The organism is Pseudomonas fluorescens (assembly GCF_902497895.1).
GTDB lineage: Bacteria > Pseudomonadota > Gammaproteobacteria > Pseudomonadales > Pseudomonadaceae > Aquipseudomonas > Aquipseudomonas fluorescens_BP.
The window spans coordinates 15,425-31,721 of record NZ_CABVHQ010000025.1 but is presented as its reverse complement, the minus strand read 5'-3'; the positions used below and the strand labels follow the sequence as shown (position 1 = coordinate 31,721).

The 16,297-nt window shown below is 61.0% G+C and carries 19 protein-coding genes; 14 read left to right on the top strand and 5 right to left on the bottom strand.

From position 1 onward, the window contains the following. Positions 1–73: 73 nt before the first annotated feature. Positions 74–1,417, top strand: a complete 1,344-nt coding sequence (gene pabB, locus F8N21_RS14520) for an aminodeoxychorismate synthase component I (RefSeq protein WP_150642830.1) — start codon at positions 74–76, stop codon at positions 1,415–1,417. 235 nt (positions 1,418–1,652) lie between these two features. Here the strand turns inward: pabB and thrH are convergent, their stop codons facing one another. Further along, entirely contained in the window at positions 1,653–2,270 is a 618-nt protein-coding gene (gene thrH / locus F8N21_RS14515; protein ID WP_150642792.1) for a bifunctional phosphoserine phosphatase/homoserine phosphotransferase ThrH, read from the bottom strand. 286 nt (positions 2,271–2,556) lie between these two features. Between thrH and F8N21_RS14510 the strand changes: the two genes are divergently transcribed. Then, positions 2,557–3,291: a phosphoadenylyl-sulfate reductase gene (locus tag F8N21_RS14510; protein ID WP_150642791.1), complete on the top strand. Its 735-nt coding sequence runs from the start codon at positions 2,557–2,559 to the stop codon at positions 3,289–3,291. Positions 3,292–3,520: 229 nt separating this feature from the next. On the opposite strand, the gene F8N21_RS14500 is transcribed toward F8N21_RS14510, so the two are convergent. Continuing rightward, entirely contained in the window at positions 3,521–4,444 is a 924-nt protein-coding gene (locus F8N21_RS14500; RefSeq protein WP_150642789.1) for a LysR family transcriptional regulator, read from the bottom strand. Positions 4,445–4,569: 125 nt separating this feature from the next. On the opposite strand from F8N21_RS14500, the gene F8N21_RS14495 reads away from it, so the two are divergent. After that, positions 4,570–5,316 (top strand): 3-oxoacyl-ACP reductase family protein, encoded by a 747-nt coding sequence (locus tag F8N21_RS14495; protein ID WP_150642788.1) that lies wholly within the window; start codon positions 4,570–4,572, stop codon positions 5,314–5,316. Between the two features lie 75 nt (positions 5,317–5,391). Here F8N21_RS14495 and F8N21_RS14490 read toward each other — a convergent pair whose 3' ends face one another. After that, entirely contained in the window at positions 5,392–6,087 is a 696-nt protein-coding gene (locus F8N21_RS14490; RefSeq protein WP_150642787.1) for an HAD-IA family hydrolase, read from the bottom strand. 238 nt (positions 6,088–6,325) lie between these two features. Between F8N21_RS14490 and F8N21_RS14485 the strand changes: the two genes are divergently transcribed. From F8N21_RS14485 to F8N21_RS14430, 11 genes are all read left to right on the top strand, one after another. Next, positions 6,326–6,580 carry a type II toxin-antitoxin system RelE family toxin gene (locus F8N21_RS14485; RefSeq protein WP_150642786.1) on the top strand — a complete coding sequence of 85 codons (255 nt, stop codon included), beginning with the start codon at positions 6,326–6,328 and terminating at the stop codon, positions 6,578–6,580. Then, positions 6,561–6,884: a helix-turn-helix domain-containing protein gene (locus F8N21_RS14480; protein WP_150642785.1), complete on the top strand. Its 324-nt coding sequence runs from the start codon at positions 6,561–6,563 to the stop codon at positions 6,882–6,884. The genes F8N21_RS14485 and F8N21_RS14480 overlap by 20 nt, the downstream gene beginning before the upstream one ends. Before the next feature lie 315 nt (positions 6,885–7,199). Further along, positions 7,200–8,411: a PepSY-associated TM helix domain-containing protein gene (locus F8N21_RS14475; RefSeq protein WP_150642784.1), complete on the top strand. Its 1,212-nt coding sequence runs from the start codon at positions 7,200–7,202 to the stop codon at positions 8,409–8,411. Next, positions 8,408–8,950, top strand: a complete 543-nt coding sequence (locus tag F8N21_RS14470) for a thiamine pyrophosphate-binding protein (protein ID WP_150642783.1) — start codon at positions 8,408–8,410, stop codon at positions 8,948–8,950. The genes F8N21_RS14475 and F8N21_RS14470 overlap by 4 nt, the downstream gene beginning before the upstream one ends. Further along, entirely contained in the window at positions 8,947–9,294 is a 348-nt protein-coding gene (locus F8N21_RS14465; protein WP_150642782.1) for a hypothetical protein, read from the top strand. Before F8N21_RS14470 ends, F8N21_RS14465 begins: the two co-directional genes overlap by 4 nt. Further along, positions 9,291–9,866 (top strand): DUF6162 family protein, encoded by a 576-nt coding sequence (locus tag F8N21_RS14460; protein ID WP_150642781.1) that lies wholly within the window; start codon positions 9,291–9,293, stop codon positions 9,864–9,866. Before F8N21_RS14465 ends, F8N21_RS14460 begins: the two co-directional genes overlap by 4 nt. A gap of 35 nt (positions 9,867–9,901) precedes the next feature. Then, complete coding sequence (locus F8N21_RS14455; protein ID WP_150642780.1) at positions 9,902–10,831, top strand: metal ABC transporter substrate-binding protein; 930 nt, start codon at positions 9,902–9,904, stop codon at positions 10,829–10,831. Then, complete coding sequence (locus tag F8N21_RS14450) at positions 10,828–11,592, top strand: metal ABC transporter ATP-binding protein (RefSeq protein ID WP_150642779.1); 765 nt, start codon at positions 10,828–10,830, stop codon at positions 11,590–11,592. Before F8N21_RS14455 ends, F8N21_RS14450 begins: the two co-directional genes overlap by 4 nt. Further along, positions 11,592–12,491 carry a metal ABC transporter permease gene (locus tag F8N21_RS14445; RefSeq protein ID WP_150642778.1) on the top strand — a complete coding sequence of 300 codons (900 nt, stop codon included), beginning with the start codon at positions 11,592–11,594 and terminating at the stop codon, positions 12,489–12,491. The genes F8N21_RS14450 and F8N21_RS14445 overlap by 1 nt, the downstream gene beginning before the upstream one ends. 2 nt (positions 12,492–12,493) lie before the next feature. Continuing rightward, complete coding sequence (locus F8N21_RS14440) at positions 12,494–13,468, top strand: metal ABC transporter solute-binding protein, Zn/Mn family (protein ID WP_150642777.1); 975 nt, start codon at positions 12,494–12,496, stop codon at positions 13,466–13,468. Between the two features lie 437 nt (positions 13,469–13,905). Next, entirely contained in the window at positions 13,906–14,259 is a 354-nt protein-coding gene (locus F8N21_RS14430; RefSeq protein WP_150642776.1) for a DUF6124 family protein, read from the top strand. A gap of 209 nt (positions 14,260–14,468) precedes the next feature. Here the strand turns inward: F8N21_RS14430 and F8N21_RS14425 are convergent, their stop codons facing one another. Both F8N21_RS14425 and F8N21_RS14420 read right to left on the bottom strand, forming a co-directional pair. After that, entirely contained in the window at positions 14,469–14,696 is a 228-nt protein-coding gene (locus F8N21_RS14425; RefSeq protein ID WP_150642775.1) for an MbtH family protein, read from the bottom strand. A gap of 81 nt (positions 14,697–14,777) precedes the next feature. Further along, positions 14,778–16,190 carry an aspartate aminotransferase family protein gene (locus tag F8N21_RS14420; RefSeq protein WP_191624327.1) on the bottom strand — a complete coding sequence of 471 codons (1,413 nt, stop codon included), beginning with the start codon at positions 16,188–16,190 and terminating at the stop codon, positions 14,778–14,780. Positions 16,191–16,297: the final 107 nt, after the last annotated feature.

The following is a 16,297-nucleotide window of genomic DNA, read 5'->3' as shown; positions in this document are numbered from 1 at the left end:
ACATCCCCTCTAGGAGCAATTCCCCCAGGAGACTACAATCGCCAGCCGCGCACCGATGACTGACCTGCCCCGCATGTTGACCTGCTCCGTACACCCGCTTCCCTATCGCGCCAACCCTGCCGAGTATTTCGCGGCGATTCGTCATGCCCCCGGTGCCGTGCTGCTCGACAGTGGCCGGCCGAGTGCCGAACGCGGACGCTATGACCTGCTCAGCGCCTGGCCGCTGGAGCAACTGACGGTATTGCCGGACGAATCCGGGACCGCGTTCCTGCAGCGGTTGCGAGACAACCTGCGCCGACTCGGCAATGCAGTGCTGCCGCAACCTTATCAACTGCCGTTCGCCGGCGGTTTGATCGGCTACCTCAGCTACGACTTCGGCCGCCGCCTGGAAACCCTGCCCCACCAGGCTGGCGATGATCTGCAATTACCCGATGCGCACCTGGGCCTGTACAACTGGGCGCTGATCAGCGACCACCAACTCGCCTCCAGCCAACTGGTATTTCACCCCAGCCTGGCCGACAGTGAACGCCTGCGTCTGATCGATCTGTTCAACCAGCCCGTGGCCACGCCGACGCAAGCCTTCAAATTGACCGCAGCGATGCGCGCCGATCTCAGTACCGGCGACTATGAACAAGCCTTTGTGCGCATCCAGCAGTACATTCAGGCGGGTGACTGCTACCAGGTCAACTTTGCCCAACGCTTTCGCGCCCCCTGCGAAGGCGACCCGTGGACGGCCTATTGCGCGCTGCGGGCGGCTTGCCCGACGCCCTTCTCCGGTTTCCAGAGCCTGCCCGACGGCGGCGCAGTGCTGAGCCTGTCCCCGGAGCGCTTCGTCAAGGTCAGTGAAGGCCAGGTCGAAACCCGGCCAATCAAAGGCACCCGGCCACGGGGCCAGGACCCTGTCGAGGACGCGGCCAACGCCGCCGAATTGCTGGCCAGCGCCAAGGACCGCGCGGAAAACCTGATGATCGTCGACTTGCTGCGCAACGATCTGGGCCGCACCTGCCGTATTGGCTCGGTGCGAGTGCCGGAGTTGTTCAGCCTGGAAAGCTACCCGAACGTGCATCACCTGGTCAGCAGCGTGACTGGCGAACTGGCCGAAGGCAAAGATGCGCTGGACCTGATCGCCGGCAGCTTCCCCGGCGGCTCGATCACCGGCGCGCCGAAAATCCGTGCGATGCAGATCATCGACGAGCTGGAGCCAACCCGCCGCGGACTGTATTGCGGTTCATTGCTGTACCTGGATGTCCGCGGGGAAATGGACAGCTCCATCGCCATCCGCAGCTTGCTGGTCAAGGATCGGCAGGTCTGCTGCTGGGGCGGTGGCGGGATAGTCGCCGACTCGGACTGGCAGGCCGAGTATCAGGAGTCCATCACCAAGGTGAAGGTGTTGCTGGAGACCTTGCAAAGCCTCTGATGGGTACTTCGCACTCTTCGCGGACGCTCCTGCAATCGGGTCGTCTGATGGAAAAGATCGCAGCCTGCGGCAGCTCCTACGCCGACCGGGTACACCTGTGAAATTGCAGGAACACGCGATCCTGTAGGAGCTGCCGCAGGCTGCGATCTTTTGATCTTGCTTTTTCAGATTTCCCACTGGAATCGCGTCGCCTGATGGAAAAAGATCGCAGCCTGCGGCAGCTCCTACGGGGTATTTACAGGTTGAGTTCGCGGTTCGACGCTTTCAGAAACTCCTGCTTGAGCTCGACAAAGCTATGCACTGCCGGGAATTGCGGGAATTCGCGGATCACGTTCTCCGGCGCATGGAACAGAATCCCCGCATCGGCCTCGCCCAGCATGGTGGTGTCGTTGTAGGAATCACCGGCGGCGATCACCCGGTAGTACAGGCTCTTGAACGCCAGCACCGACTGACGCTTGGGGTCTTTCTGGCGCAGTTGATAACCGCTCACCCGACCGCTTTCATCGGTGATCAAGCGATGGCACAGCAGAGTCGGGAAGCCCAGCTGGCGCATCAACGGCTGGGAGAACTCGTAGAAGGTGTCGGAAAGGATCACCACCTGAAAGCGCTCACGGAGCCAGTTGACGAACTCCACAGCGCCGTCCAGCGGTTTGAGGGTGGCGATCACCTCCTGGATGTCCGCCAGTTTCAAGCCATGCTCATCGAGAATCCGCAGGCGCTGCTTCATCAGCACGTCGTAGTCGGGAATATCCCGAGTGGTTGCCTTGAGGGATTCAATCCCGGTTTTTTCGGCAAAGGCGATCCAGATTTCCGGGACCAGCACACCTTCCAGGTCGAGACAGGCAATTTCCACAGGACACTCCCATTTGTAATGTTTATTGAGTTGAGCGGGTAAAAGACAGCCGAACTCTAGCGATAAGCTCTGGCCGGCGCAACGCGTTAAAACCTGCTGAAAACGTAGCGAGCGAAGGCAAGACAAGGCGAAAACAGGCGAGTAAGCAGAGTTGACTTCAGTCAATGAGCATTACGAGTCTGTTTTCAACGCAGTATTGTCGAGCGCAGCAGTTTTCAGGCAGTTTTTGTTACTATCGAGCTTATCTAGAGCGCTTAGCGCCACCGACCTGTAGGAAACCGCCCTGATGAGTCAATCGTTCGACGTCGCTGAACTCGCCGCGACCTATGCCAACAAATCCGCCCAGGACATTCTCAAACTGGCCTTCGCCCAGTTCGGTGATGACCTGTGGATCTCCTTCAGCGGCGCCGAAGACGTGGTGCTGGTGGACATGGCCTGGAAACTGAATAAAAACGTCAAGGTCTTCAGCCTCGACACCGGCCGCCTGCACCCGGAAACCTACCGTTTCATCGAGCAAGTCCGCGAGCACTATCAGATCCAGATCGAGCTGGTCTCGCCGGATCAAAGCAAACTTGAACCTTTCGTCAAGGAAAAGGGCCTGTTCAGTTTCTACAAGGACGGCCATGGCGAATGCTGCGGCATCCGCAAGATCGAACCGCTGCGGCGCAAACTCTCCACCGTCAGCGCCTGGGCCACCGGCCAGCGCCGCGACCAGAGCCCTGGCACCCGCAGCCAGGTCGCCGCGGTGGAAATCGACAGCGGCTTTTCCACCCCGGAACGCACTCTCTACAAATTCAACCCGCTGGCCCAAATGACCAGCGAAGAGATCTGGGGTTACATCCGCATGCTCGAGTTGCCATACAACAGCCTGCATGAACGCGGCTTCATCAGCATCGGTTGCGAACCCTGCACCCGCCCTGTCCTGCCCAACCAGCACGAGCGCGAAGGCCGCTGGTGGTGGGAAGAAGCCACGCAGAAAGAATGCGGGCTGCATGCCGGGAACATCATCAGCAAATCCTGACCTCCTGTGGGAGCGGGCTTGTTCGCGAAGAGGCCATAAATATCCTGGTCGGCTGTTATACCGCCATCGCGAGCAAGCTCGCTCCCACATTAGATCTGCGTCGGGCACAAATTGTGTGCACACAGCAAATCCAATGTGGGAGCGGGCTTGCTCGCGATGGACTCAAGGGCGGCGCGCTTACTCAGAAAACACGCGTTATCGTTAACGTCCATCGCGAGCAAGCTCGCTCCTACAGGGCACTGAACCTCTGCCCCAACCCCTGCTCGGCAAACTGCTCGATGATGAAGTCGACAAATGCCCGAGTCTTGCCCGGCAGTAATTTATGCTCGGCGTAGTAGATCGAGATAGTGCCGTCGTCGACATACCAGTCCGGCAACACCCGTTGCAAGGTGCCGGCGTCCAGGTAATTCACGGCGAACGGCATGCTCACCAGGGCGATGCCCAAACCCTGGGCGGCACTGGCGCAGGCGGCCTCCGAATCGCTCATGGTCATCCGTGCCTGGAGGGTCAATGGGCTGTGTTGCTGACTGCGGCTGGTCAGCTGCCAGGAGCGCACCCGCCCGGTTTGTGGTGAGCGAATCAGAATCCCGTCGCAATGGCGCAAATCATCCGGCTCGACAATGGCCTCGCGCTGCGCCAGATAGTCGGCCGAAGCCACCAACACCCGGTGGGCCGGCGTCAGCTTGCGCGCCACCACCCCTTGCGGCAATTCAAAACCGCCGCCAATCGCCGCATCGAAACCCTGCCCGATCAGATCGACCTGGCGGTTATCGAAATGCCAGTCCGGGTTGATCGCCGGAAAGCGCCGCAGGAACTCCCCCAGCAACGGCACGATATACAAACGCCCAAACACCGTGCCCATGCTGACTTTCAGGGTTCCCGCCGGGCGCCCTTCGGCGCTGGCCAGGTTGGCCACGGCATTTTGAATGGTATGCAGGCTGGCACTGACTTCACCGAGAAACAGCTGGCCGGCTTCGGTCAGGGTCAGGCTGCGGGTACTGCGCTGGAACAGCCGAACGCCCAGACGCGCTTCCAGTTTGGCGACACTCTTGCCCACCGCCGCCGGGGTCAGACTCAAGCGTCGCGCGGCTTCGGCAAAGCTGCCAACTTCGGCGCTACGGACGAAGCATTCGATACTGCTGAAGGTTTCCATGGCCGTCACTGTAAACTTTTGGTTTACACAGACTATAGCAATTACCCTCTACTCAGCCGGTAATCCGAGGTCGATACTCGACTCCAACAACAAGGCAGCCCGCCTTGAATTTTTTGGAGAACGACATGACCACGCAAAACCTCAGCGGCAAAGTAGCTCTGATTCAGGGCGGTTCCCGCGGCATCGGCGCCGCCATCGTCAAGCGTCTGGCCGAGCAAGGCGCCGCGGTGGCCTTCACCTACGTCAGCTCTACGGCCAAGGCTGAAGAACTGCAGAACAGCATCACTGCCAACGGCGGCAAGGCCCTGGCGATCAAGGCTGACAGCGCTGATGCCGCGGCCATCCGCAACGCCGTCAACCGCACCGTGGAAACCTTTGGCCGACTGGACATTCTGGTCAACAATGCCGGCGTGCTGGCCGTCGCGCCACTGGAAGACTTCAAGCTGGAAGACTTCGACCAGACCCTGGCCATCAACGTGCGCAGCGTGTTCATTGCGACCCAGGAAGCCGCCCGGCACATGACTGAAGGTGGCCGCATTATCAACATCGGCAGCACCAACGCCGAGCGCATGCCCTTCGCCGGTGGCGGCCCGTACGCCATGAGCAAAGCCGCGCTGGTCGGCCTGACCAAAGGCCTGTCCCGCGACCTCGGTCCACGGGGCATCACCATCAATAACGTGCAGCCCGGCCCGGTCGACACCGACATGAACCCGGCCGAAGGTGACTTCGCCGACAGCCTGATCCCGTTGATGGCGGTCGGTCGTTACGGCAAGGTCGAAGAAATCGCCAGCTTCGTCGCTTACCTGGCCGGCCCGGAAACCGGCTACATCACCGGTGCCAGCCTGACCATCGACGGTGGTTTTGCCGCCTGATTGTCGAGCCATAAAAAAACGCCGGGCAACCTCGATCAGGTTGCCCGGTGTTTTGCTGTATCAGCGCTTGGCCCATCAGGCCCATTCGAGCATTGGCAATCCGCAGGCACCTGGCTGGAAAGCCTTCAGCGAACGGATAATCCGGTCTGCATGGGCGTATCTGGCGTCCGCCATCGCCGCATCAGGCACGGCAATCGCCGTCATTCCCGCCGCTTTGGCGGCCGTGACCCCAAAGGGCGAATCTTCGAATACCAGGCAATCCTGCGGCGCCACACCCAACCGGCGTGCCGCTGTCAGGAAGATATCCGGCGCCGGCTTGGCCGCGCCCACCTCGGGATCGTCCGCCGTGACTATGGTGTCGAACAGCGCGAACCAGTCGCCATGCAGCGTGGTTTTCTGCCCGAACGACTGGCTCGAGGAGCTGGTGCCCACCGCAATCGGGATGTTATTGGCCTTCAAATGCCGCACCAGCTGCTGTGCCCCCGGCATCGCCAACGCACTCGGAAAACGCTCGCGCATCAATGGCTCGCGTACCCGAAGAAACTCCTCGGCGGTGATCGGCAAATCCAGTGCCTGGACGATATACCGCGCCAGATCCCCCGCCCCCAGGCCGATGATGTTCTGCTTGACACTCCAGTCGAAGGTCCGGCCATAACGCTCGGCAATGATCTGGGTGACCTCGGTGTAAATCCCCTCGGTGTCCAGCAACAACCCGTCCATATCGAAAATCACGGCCTTGATCGGACCGAACTCATTCAACTGTGCATTCATCGCATCTGATCCGTTAACAAAATACATCCCGGGAGCGGCTCAGGTACGGCCAGTGTGTGAATCGATTAAAGGATTCAGCAGGATAACCAGCAGCGTCCACATGAGGCAACAGTTTGGGCCGGCCGAGTCTCGGCAGGAGACCTAGGGTTAGTCATGAGCAAAACGAAAGCCAAGGGCTTTCGTTACGTTGACTTATAAAAACCCCTTGCTAACCTTATAAAAGACTTATTAATATTCCATGAATCAAATCTACTGGACCAGAAAAGCCGTGAAGCAGCTGCTCAAGCTCCATACCCAACAGCAGGTTCACATTCGCGATGCAGTGACGGGGCTTGAGTACATGCCCGACGTGACTAATGTCAAAGCACTGTTGCATCACGCTCACGGCTACCGACTGCGTGTCGGCAATTACAGAGTGCTTTTCGACTGGGACGGCGCAATCCAGGTCGTCAGCATCCAAGAGGTTAAAAAACGTGACGAACGCACCTACTGACGTACAAATCATCAATGGCCCGGATGGCAAACCGGCCTTCGTCGTCATTCCCTATGCGCAATACAAGGCTCAGGGTCAAGACGAGCTGATCCCCCATGAAGTGGTCAGCCGCATCGTCGATGGCGCCACCCCGATCCGCGCCTGGCGCGAATACTTGAACCTCACTCAAGAGGAAGTGGCAAAACGCCTGGGAATTTCACAACCGGCTTTTGCCCAACAGGAAGCGGTGAACAAACCCCGCCGGGCTACGCGGGAGAAAATTGCCTTGGCATTCGGGATCAAGGCGGATCAGCTGGAGTTGTAAAAGGGCAAATAAGATCAAAAGATCGCAGCCTGCGGCAGCTCCTACGGGGGGATTGCGTACACCCCCGACAATGCGGGTAGCTGGCGCAGCTTGCGATCTTTTGATCTTCGGCTGGATGCTTCCCCACCTCCTGAAAAGCCGCCCCCCGGCCCTCTGAAACATTTTCTTTCATATCGCCTTGCGGTTTTATGATTCTCATTCGTCTTAATAAGATGCAGCAGACCGCGTAGGCAACAGCCACGGTCGGTTTTTTCTGGAAAGCGGCTCAAGCAACAGGCTCGGGTCACTCCACTCATCGAATCAAGACCCTTATTCATGTCGAAGAAGTCCCGCTCGAAACTCTGGTTCCTTGTGCATAGCTGGTTGGCGTTGCCCATCTGGTTCTTCGTGCTGATCGTGTGTGTCACCGGCACCCTGGCGGTGGTCAGCCAGGAAATTGTCTGGCTGGCCAACCCGGACATCCGCGCCAGCAAACCCTCGGACGACGCCGAACTGCTCAGCTATGACCAGGTCGTCGCGGCGATCAAGCGCGCCGAGCCGCAAACCCTGGTTGAGTCCATCAGCCGTCCCGACGAGTCGCATTTCGCCCTGGATGTGGACGTCAGTTACCCGGATGGCCGTTCGGTCACGGTCTACGTCAACCCTTACACCGGGGTCATTCAGGGCATCAGTCCGCAGTTCAATTTCCAGGCCTTCACCCGCGCGCTGCATGGTTGGTGGCTGGTGCCGTTCACCAATGGCTATAGCTGGGGCTGGTACCTGGTGTCGTTTCTCGGCCTGCCATTGCTGGCGTCCCTGGTGACCGGGCTGGTGGTCTATAAACGCTTCTGGAAAGGCTTCTTCCGCCCGACCCTGCGGATCAGTCATGGCGCGCGGATCTTCTGGGGCGATTTGCACCGCCTGAGTGGTATCTGGTCGATCTGGTTCATTGCGGTGATTTCCATCACCGGGCTCTGGTTCCTGATGGAGGCGATTCTTTCCGACAACCAGATTTCCATCTCCAGCGAACCGATCGTCCCGGTGATATCACGGGAAAGCGTGCCGACCTCTGCCACGGGCGCACCGGCACCGATGATTGGTCTGGACCAGGCGATCCAGATCGCCACCCAGAAAATCCCCGGGCTGGAAGCCAGTTTCGTCAGCCTGCCGAGCAATGCCTACAGCCACTTGGTCATTGGCGGGCGCGGCTGGTATCCGCTGATGTTCCAGACCGCCTCGATCCACCCCTACAACGGCGAAATCGCCGCCTCGCGGCTGCTCTCGGACCGCACCGGCCTGGAATTCGTCACCGAATCCATGCGCCCGCTGCACACCGGTGATTTCGGCGGGCTGTGGATCAAGCTGATCTGGTTCTTCTTCGGCCTGGTCCTGAGCATGATGGTCCTCAGCGGGCTATTGATCTGGACCAAACGCACCGCCCTGGCCACGGCCAACGCCCTCAAGCGCAGCACGAAAACCACCCAACCTGCCACCGTTGCCCAGGCGCAACCGGCCATGAATACCCAGACACCGGAGGGCAACCAGTGAGCAAGGCAACCACTACAGCACAACCTTCGCGCCTGAGCCGGCTTTGGCACAAATGGCGCTTGCACCTGAGTATTTTGCTGCTGCTGATTCCACTCGGCTTCATGCCCAAGTACTTCGCCGATGCCGCATTGTTTCGCGGCGACAGCGGCCTGGGTGAACGGGAAGTCGGCGACATCCAGGTCGGGCCCTGGAGCCTGCGTCTTGCCGAGTTACGCAACGAGGCACCGCTACTGTCCGGCCCCGCCGGTTACATGAAAAGTTTTAACGCAGCCCTGTGCGAAAGCTGCATCAATCAGGTCAAGGCCACCTACCTGCGCATCGGCAAACCCCGCAGTCTGCGCGCCGCCGGGGTGATTTTCTTCGGAACGCCCTATCGCATGGGGGCGCTGTTGCCGGTACCGGAAAAGACCAAGGCCGACGCCGAGATCTGGATCACCATGGAAGGCTGGGACGGCAGCATGCATCAAGCCGCAGTGCCGCTCGCCAAGGCATCCCCGGCCACCCTCGCCTGGCTGAATAGACAAGGAGGCAAACCATGATCGTTGCTGCATGCACTACTCGCTTGCGCCTGGCAGGCATCAGCCTGTTGCTGATGCTCGGTGGCGGCTTCAGCAGCACTGCGCTGGCCCACAACCCGATGTGCGAATGCAAGGCAATCGACGGCGAACAGATCCGCTGCACCGGCGGTTTTTCCGATGGCAGCGGCGCACCGGGGGTAACCCTGGACGTGATCGGCTACGACGAAACCATCCTGCTGCCGGGCAAGCTCGGCGCCGACTCGACGCTGACTTTCAAGAAACCCGGCGCGGAGTTCTATGTACTGTTCGATGCGGGCCCGGGCCACGTCGTCGAGATCGACCAAGCTGATATCGAGGCCCCATGAGCACGCCTACCACCCAAGTGATCCGCCCGGCCGGTGCCGGTCATGAAACCCTCTATGTGCTGCTGTTGTGCCTGATTATTCTGACGGTGGCCGGTTCGGTGGTCGCCTGGCGCGGCGAAAGCCAGACCGTCGAGAGCGTCGAAACCCATCAACTCGATGCGCGGCGCGACCTGAGCGCCGCCGAGCAAGGCATCTACGCCGACCTGCGGGTGACCCTCGACGAGATTCAATTGCTGCGCCAGGAACAACAGGCCCTGCCCTCCCCTGAACGGCTCGCCGAAAAAGGTTTTGCACCCTTCGCCCAGGACGCCAGTTCAATCAGTCGCGGCGGCCATGCCTGGAACCTGCTGCAGTCCCAGGCCTACCTCGGTCTCAGCCAGACGCAGGCGGTGGCCGGCTCTTTCCTGATGCGCATAAGCACAGCAGAAGGCGCCACGGCGGACATCTGGCTCAACCGCGACGCGGCGCTCACCGCCCCTGACCAGGTGGACGACCAGGCGCTGATCAGTGCCGGCTGGCAGCAAGTGGTCGCGCAATTCGATGCTGGCGTGACTCGCCAGCATCGGCACTGAACCCAAGCATTCACCCGAGAGAAGACCGCTCCCCCATGTCTATTTCATCTCAACGCCATCCGCTGTTGCGTCTGCTGCTGGTCGGCCTGTTCGCCAGCTTTTTCGCCAGCCTGGCCAGCGCCGACCAGGCCAAGCGCCTGCGCATCGGGATCACCCTGCACCCGTATTACAGCTACGTGAGCAATATCGTCGGCGACAAGGCCGAGGTGGTGCCGCTGATTCCTGCCGGTTTCAACCCGCACGCTTACGAGCCGCGCGCCGAGGACATCAAGCGCATCTGCACCCTGGACGTGATTGTGCTCAACGGGGTCGGCCATGACGACTTCGCCGACCGCATGATCGAAGCCAGCGAGCGCCCGGACATCCCGGTGATTGAAGCCAACGCCAATGTGCCGCTGCTGGCCGCCACCGGGACCGCCGCCCGCGGGGCTGGCAAGGTGGTCAACCCGCATACCTTCCTGTCGATCAGCGCGTCCATTGCCCAGGTCAATAACATCGCCCGGGAACTCGGCAAGCTCGACCCGGCCAATGCCAAGACCTACACGCAAAACGCTCGCGCCTATGGCAAACGCCTGCGGCAGATGCGCGCCGACGCCCTGGCCAAGCTGACCAGCGCCCCCAACGCCGACCTGCGGGTGGCCACGGTGCATGCCGCCTATGACTACCTGCTGCGCGAGTTCGGCCTGGAAGTGACCGCCGTGGTCGAACCGGCCCATGGCATCGAACCGAGCCCGAGCCAGTTGAAAAAGACCATCGACCAACTGCGCGAGCTGGATGTGAAGGTGATCTTCTCCGAGATGGACTTCCCTTCCACCTACGTCGACACCATCCAGCGTGAGTCCGGGGTCAAGCTCTACCCGCTGTCGCACATTTCCTATGGCGACTACAGCGCCGAGAAGTACGAAAAGGAAATGACCGGCAACCTCAACACCGTGGTTCGGGCAATCCAGGAGGCCGGCGCATGACTGCTGTCGAATCCCTGGCCGTGCAAAGCGTCGGCCCGACCATCGAGTTCGCCGACGTCGACCTGACCCTCGGCCGCACGACGATTCTCGACAAGGTGAGTTTCCAGGTCCCACCCGGCAGCGTGCACGCCCTGGTCGGCCCCAATGGCGGTGGCAAGAGTTCGCTGATCAAGACCCTGCTCGGGCAGATGCCCCATCAGGGCAGCCTGAGCCTGCACTGGCCGGGCGAACCCGGGACCATTGGTTACGTGCCGCAAGCCCTGGAATTCGATCGCGGCCTGCCAATGACCGTCGACGATTTCATGGCCGCCATGTGCCAGCGGCACCCGGCCTTTCTTGGCATCAGCCGGCATTATTCGGCGGCGATTGGCGAGGCGCTGGAGCGGGTCGGCATGCAGGACAAACGCAAACGACGGATGGGCGCGCTGTCTGGTGGCGAACGCCAGCGGGTGCTGCTGGCCCAAGGGCTGATCCCCGCGCCGCAATTGCTGGTGCTTGACGAGCCGATGTCGGCTCTCGATGAAGCCGGCATTCAAGTATTCGAACGCCTGCTCGGCGACTGGCGCCAGGCCGGGATCACCGTGCTGTGGATCGAACACGACCTGGAAGCGGTGGGCCGTCTCGCCGATCGCGTCACCGGCCTCAATCGCCGCGTGCTATTCGACGCTGCGCCGAAACAGGCACTGACGCCGGAGCGACTGCTGACCCTGTTCTCCACCCATCCCCGTGCCGGGCAAACCACTACCGGGAGTGCCGCCTGATGAGTTACGAAACCTTTCGTTTGATGGTCCAGGGCTGGGCCTCTTCCGGGTATCTGCCGGAGGCGCTGGCCTACGGCTTTGTCGTCAACGCGCTGCTCGCCGGCCTGCTGATCGGCCCGGTACTGGGCGGTCTGGGGACCCTGGTGGTGGTCAAGCGCTTCGCGTTTTTCTCTGAAGCAGTGGGTCACGCGGCCCTCACTGGCGTGGCCATTGGCATCCTGCTCGGCGAACCCTACACCGGCCCGTACGGCAGCCTGTTCGGCTACTGCCTGCTGTTCGGCATCCTGCTCAACTACCTGCGCAACCGCACCGGCTTGGCGCCGGACACCTTGATCGGGGTGTTCCTCTCGGTATCGCTGGCCCTGGGCGCCAGCCTGCTGTTGATTCTGGCCGGCAAGATCAACGTGCACATCCTCGAAAACGTGCTGTTCGGCTCGGTGCTGACCGTCAACGGCAACGATCTGCTGGTCCTGGCCATCGTCGGCACCCTGGTCATGGGCCTGAGCCTGCCGCTGTACAACCGCATCATGCTCGCCAGCTTCAACCCGCAACTGGCGGCCGTGCGTGGGGTGGCGGTGAAAACCCTGGATTATCTGTTCGTGATTCTGGTGACGCTGATCACCGTGGCGGCGGTAAAAGTCATCGGCGCGATTCTGGTGGGTGCGCTGTTGGTGATTCCAGCGGCAGCGGCTCGGCTGTTGAGTCAATCGTTGAAAGGCTTCTTCTGGTGCTCGGTGCTCATCGCCACCGTCAGCACCCTGTGCGGGATCCTCGCGCCGATAGTCTTCGACCTGCCGATCCCGTCCGGCGCGGCGATCATCCTGGTGGCCGGCATCGCCTTCGCCCTGGCGGCCATCGCTCGCGGCACAGTCCCCGCTCTGAAAGGGAATATCGGATAAAAATGCATAGTTCCTTGCGTCAACTGACTCTGGCCCTGGCCCTTTGCGGCCTGGGCAACACCTCGCTCTATGCCGCCGCCGATGCCTTCGAGCCGATGCGCCTGATGGCCAATCATGGGGTCGGCAATAGCGCCTTGTTTGCCGCCACCTCGACTCCCCATCTACGGGTACTGGCCGCGCTGCCGATCACCTATGGCCTGGGCCAGATCCTGCTGGAAGGCACGGGCATTACCCTGGAACATGCAGCGCCGGCCAACCTGCCGGGCTCACGGCAGACCGCCTACTTCACCGGTCGCGGTGCACCGGCCCTGCACAAACTGGCGGTCGAAGCCGGCGCGGTGATCGGCCTGCGCTCACTGTGGCCTGACGACCCGCTCTACCCGGTCGCCCGCCGCAGCAACATCCGCATCATCGAAATCGACGCCGCGCGCCCGGTGGACGGCGGCCTGTCGGGTATCGCCGTGCAACCGGGCCAGGTCGACGGCCTGAACAGCCAACCGTGGATGGCCAGCAACAACATGGGCCGCATGGCCGACGTCATGGCCGCCGACCTCGCACGCCTGGCGCCCGAGGCCAAACCACGGATCGATGCCAATCTCGCGGCTCTCAAACAGCGGTTGCTCAAGCTCAGCGCCGACAGCGAAGCACGGTTGGCCAGTGCCGACAATCTGAGTGTGGTGAGCTTGAGCGATCATTTGGGGTATCTGGTCAGTGGGTTGAATCTGGAGTTGATCAGGGTCGACGCACGGGCAGACAACGAGTGGACGCCTGAGGCGCTCAAGCAATTGAGTGAAACGTTGAAGGACAATGAGGTGGCGGTGGTGTTGCATCATCGTCAGCCGTCGGATGAGGTCAAGGCGGCGATTAGCGCTGCCGGTAGTCAACTGCTGGTGTTGAGTACCGATGGGGCGGATCCGGTGGGTGAGCTGGAGGGGAATGTTGAGCAGGTGATCAAGGAGTTGTCCTCTGGGCCATAGGCGAGGCAGTGCCACCGCGTCATCGTTCATCGCGAGCAAGCTCGCTCCCACAGGGGTTTTGTGTCGATCACACCATCATGGTCCGACACAGATCCAATGTGGGAGCGAGCTTGCTCGCGATAGCGGTGTGACAGGTGAGGACTTTTCTGACAGGTTCTCGGGGTTGCTTTGAGCTCGGTGCGCGGATAATCTCTGCGGGTCGCTGCCAATTCAGCGACCGGGCTTGGAAACCCGGAAAGTAAACGGCGCAACAGCGCCCAGACCACAATTGCAGGCGCTTTTTTTGTGCCCGCTTTTCTGTGTAATGGCGGCTGTGCGCGGGAGACCCTCGGGTCTGCCGGGCTCGTTTACCCCGGTTTTCCAACCTGCGTACAGCTGCCACCCATTCGCTTGGAAACGAACGTGGTAGCTCCTCCCCAGTAAACGGAGCTTCACTTATGCACAAAGTCACCCCCAACCCCCCTGAAATACCCAACGTTTCCCCCTATGACCCTCTCGATTCCAGCAAGCTTCACGACGCCGCGCAGCGTGGCCTCGATCACTATCTGACACCGCCAGCCACCGACGACAATCCACAACAGATCTTCGTCGTCACCCCGAACATCAATACCCAGGCACTGCTGGTCAATGCTTATGAAACCTTCTCTTCGGCAAGCACTTTGGCTCTCGACCTTTCCGATGACCTCGAAGGCAAGCATCGCAACCTGGCGCTGGCGATTCAGCAGTTGATGGAGTTGGGGTTAATGTTGGTAGGCAAGGCGCTGGATCGAGAGTATTCGGTCAAGCTGTAGGGCCCGGCTTGTCCGTTGGATCAGGTTTGCCGCCAAAAGATCGCAGCCTGCGGCAGCTCCTACAGGGGATTGCGTACACCTGCCATATCGCGGGTGAACACGGTCAGTGTAGGAGCTGCCGCAGGCTGCGATCTTTTGATCTTCAAAACACCGCAAAAAAAACCCGCTGACCATTACCGGTCCAGCGGGCTTTTGTCGCGGGGCAATCCTCAGTGAGCCACTGCCGCCTGCTCTTCCATCTTCTGGCGCAAGCTCAAGGGACGCATGTCGGTCCATACCTCTTCGATGTAGGCCAGGCATTCTTTTTTGAAGCCGCTCTTGCCGACGGTGCGCCAGCCTTGGGGGATGGCTTTGTAGTCTGGCCAGATCGAGTATTGATCCTCGTGGTTGACCACTACCTGAAAGAGGATGTCCTCGCGGTCAAATACTGAAGTCATTGCTTTTCTCCATCGCTGTAGGGGTTGGCGGCGCCTAACGCGCAGCCGTTGTGTAGAAGAACGTATCGAGGTTGAGAAAAATTAGAGCCTGGCGATCGCCGCGGGCAGTGCCCGGCCGAAAATCTCCGCGACCCGGTCGATTTCCCCGGGGGTGATCACCAAGGGCGGCAGGAAGCGCACCACGCTGGCGTGACGCCCGCCGAGTTCGAGGATTAACCCGCGCTTGAGGCATTCGCGCTGCAGCAATGGCGCCAGCCGGGCAAAGACCGGTGGATGACCTTGGGCATCCAGTGCGCCAGCCGGATCGACCAGCTCGACGCCGAGCATCAGGCCACGGCCGCGGATATCGCCCAGTTGCGGGAAGTCACGCTGCAGCATCCGCAGGTGCTCGCTCAGACGCTCCCCCATGGCGGTGGCGTGTTCGGCGACGTTGTGTTCCTTCAGATAACGCATCACCGCCGAACCTGCGGCCATCGCCATTTGATTGCCGCGGAAGGTCCCCGCATGGGCTCCGGGCAACCAGGTGTCGAGCCAGTCGCGATAGACCACCACCGCCAGTGGCAGGCTGCCGCCTATCGCCTTGGACAGCACCACCACGTCTGGAATGATGCCCGCGTGTTCGAAGGCAAACATCTTGCCGGTGCGCGCAAACCCGCTCTGGATCTCGTCGACGATCAACGCCACACCGGCCTGCTCGGTGATCCGCCGCAAGCCGCGCAGCCAGTCCAGATCGGCCGGGATCACCCCGCCTTCACCCTGCACCGCTTCGACTATGAATGCCGCCGGCAACAGCACCCCGGCTTCCGGGTCGTTCAGCAGGTTTTCCAGGTAATGCAGATTGACCTTTACGCCCTCTTCACCGCCCAGACCAAACGGGCAGCGATAGTCGTAAGGGAATGGCAGGAACTGCACGCCGTTGCTCAGCAGCGCGCCCTGGGGCTTTTTCGGCCCCAGGCTGCCCATCAGGCTCAACGCGCCCTGGCTCATGCCGTGATAACCGCCCTGAAACGACAGCACTGTGCTGCGTCCGGTGGCGGTGCGCACCAGCTTCAACGCGGCTTCCACCGCGTCGGTGCCGGTGGGCCCGCAAAACTGGATTTTCGCCTCGCGGGCCAACGCCTGGGGCAGCAATCCGAACAGATCCTGCACAAACTGATCCTTTACCGGCGTGGTCAGGTCGAGGGTGTGCAGGGGCAGTTCATCGGCCAGTACCTGCTGGATAGCCTCAATCACTACAGGATGGTTGTGTCCGAGGGCCAGGGTCCCGGCACCGGCCAGACAATCGATGAAACTACGGCCTTCGACGTCTTCGAGATAAATCCCGCGAGCGCGCTTGAGCGCCAGCGGAATGCGTCGTGGGTAGCTGCGCGCGTTCGATTCCTGCAGGCGTTGGCGTGCCAGCAACGGCGACTCGTTGAACTGATAGAGCGTCTCGGCCGGCACCGGGCTGACCCGGACCGACTGATCTTCGACAAGACTGGTAACGACTGACATCTCTCCAACCCTCAATACGCTGGTGATAGCGACCCCAAGCGCACACCTGTCGGACAGGTGCGTTTGCAGGTTTTCCTGTTCTGGAAACACACCAGCGCGGTGAGGAT

Coding starts and splice junctions, on each gene's coding strand:
- F8N21_RS14475 (WP_150642784.1), top strand. CDS start 7,200: ATGTCGAAGAAGTCCCGCTCGAAACTCTGGTTCCTTGTGCATAGCTGG.
- F8N21_RS14460 (WP_150642781.1), top strand. CDS start 9,291: ATGAGCACGCCTACCACCCAAGTGATCCGCCCGGCCGGTGCCGGTCAT.
- F8N21_RS14430 (WP_150642776.1), top strand. CDS start 13,906: ATGCACAAAGTCACCCCCAACCCCCCTGAAATACCCAACGTTTCCCCC.
- F8N21_RS14425 (WP_150642775.1), bottom strand. CDS start 14,696: ATGACTTCAGTATTTGACCGCGAGGACATCCTCTTTCAGGTAGTGGTC.
- F8N21_RS14440 (WP_150642777.1), top strand. CDS start 12,494: ATGCATAGTTCCTTGCGTCAACTGACTCTGGCCCTGGCCCTTTGCGGC.
- F8N21_RS14465 (WP_150642782.1), top strand. CDS start 8,947: ATGATCGTTGCTGCATGCACTACTCGCTTGCGCCTGGCAGGCATCAGC.
- F8N21_RS14485 (WP_150642786.1), top strand. CDS start 6,326: ATGAATCAAATCTACTGGACCAGAAAAGCCGTGAAGCAGCTGCTCAAG.
- F8N21_RS14450 (WP_150642779.1), top strand. CDS start 10,828: ATGACTGCTGTCGAATCCCTGGCCGTGCAAAGCGTCGGCCCGACCATC.
- F8N21_RS14490 (WP_150642787.1), bottom strand. CDS start 6,087: ATGAATGCACAGTTGAATGAGTTCGGTCCGATCAAGGCCGTGATTTTC.
- F8N21_RS14495 (WP_150642788.1), top strand. CDS start 4,570: ATGACCACGCAAAACCTCAGCGGCAAAGTAGCTCTGATTCAGGGCGGT.
- F8N21_RS14455 (WP_150642780.1), top strand. CDS start 9,902: ATGTCTATTTCATCTCAACGCCATCCGCTGTTGCGTCTGCTGCTGGTC.
- F8N21_RS14445 (WP_150642778.1), top strand. CDS start 11,592: ATGAGTTACGAAACCTTTCGTTTGATGGTCCAGGGCTGGGCCTCTTCC.
- F8N21_RS14500 (WP_150642789.1), bottom strand. CDS start 4,444: ATGGAAACCTTCAGCAGTATCGAATGCTTCGTCCGTAGCGCCGAAGTT.
- pabB (WP_150642830.1), top strand. CDS start 74: ATGTTGACCTGCTCCGTACACCCGCTTCCCTATCGCGCCAACCCTGCC.
- F8N21_RS14420 (WP_191624327.1), bottom strand. CDS start 16,190: ATGTCAGTCGTTACCAGTCTTGTCGAAGATCAGTCGGTCCGGGTCAGC.
- F8N21_RS14510 (WP_150642791.1), top strand. CDS start 2,557: ATGAGTCAATCGTTCGACGTCGCTGAACTCGCCGCGACCTATGCCAAC.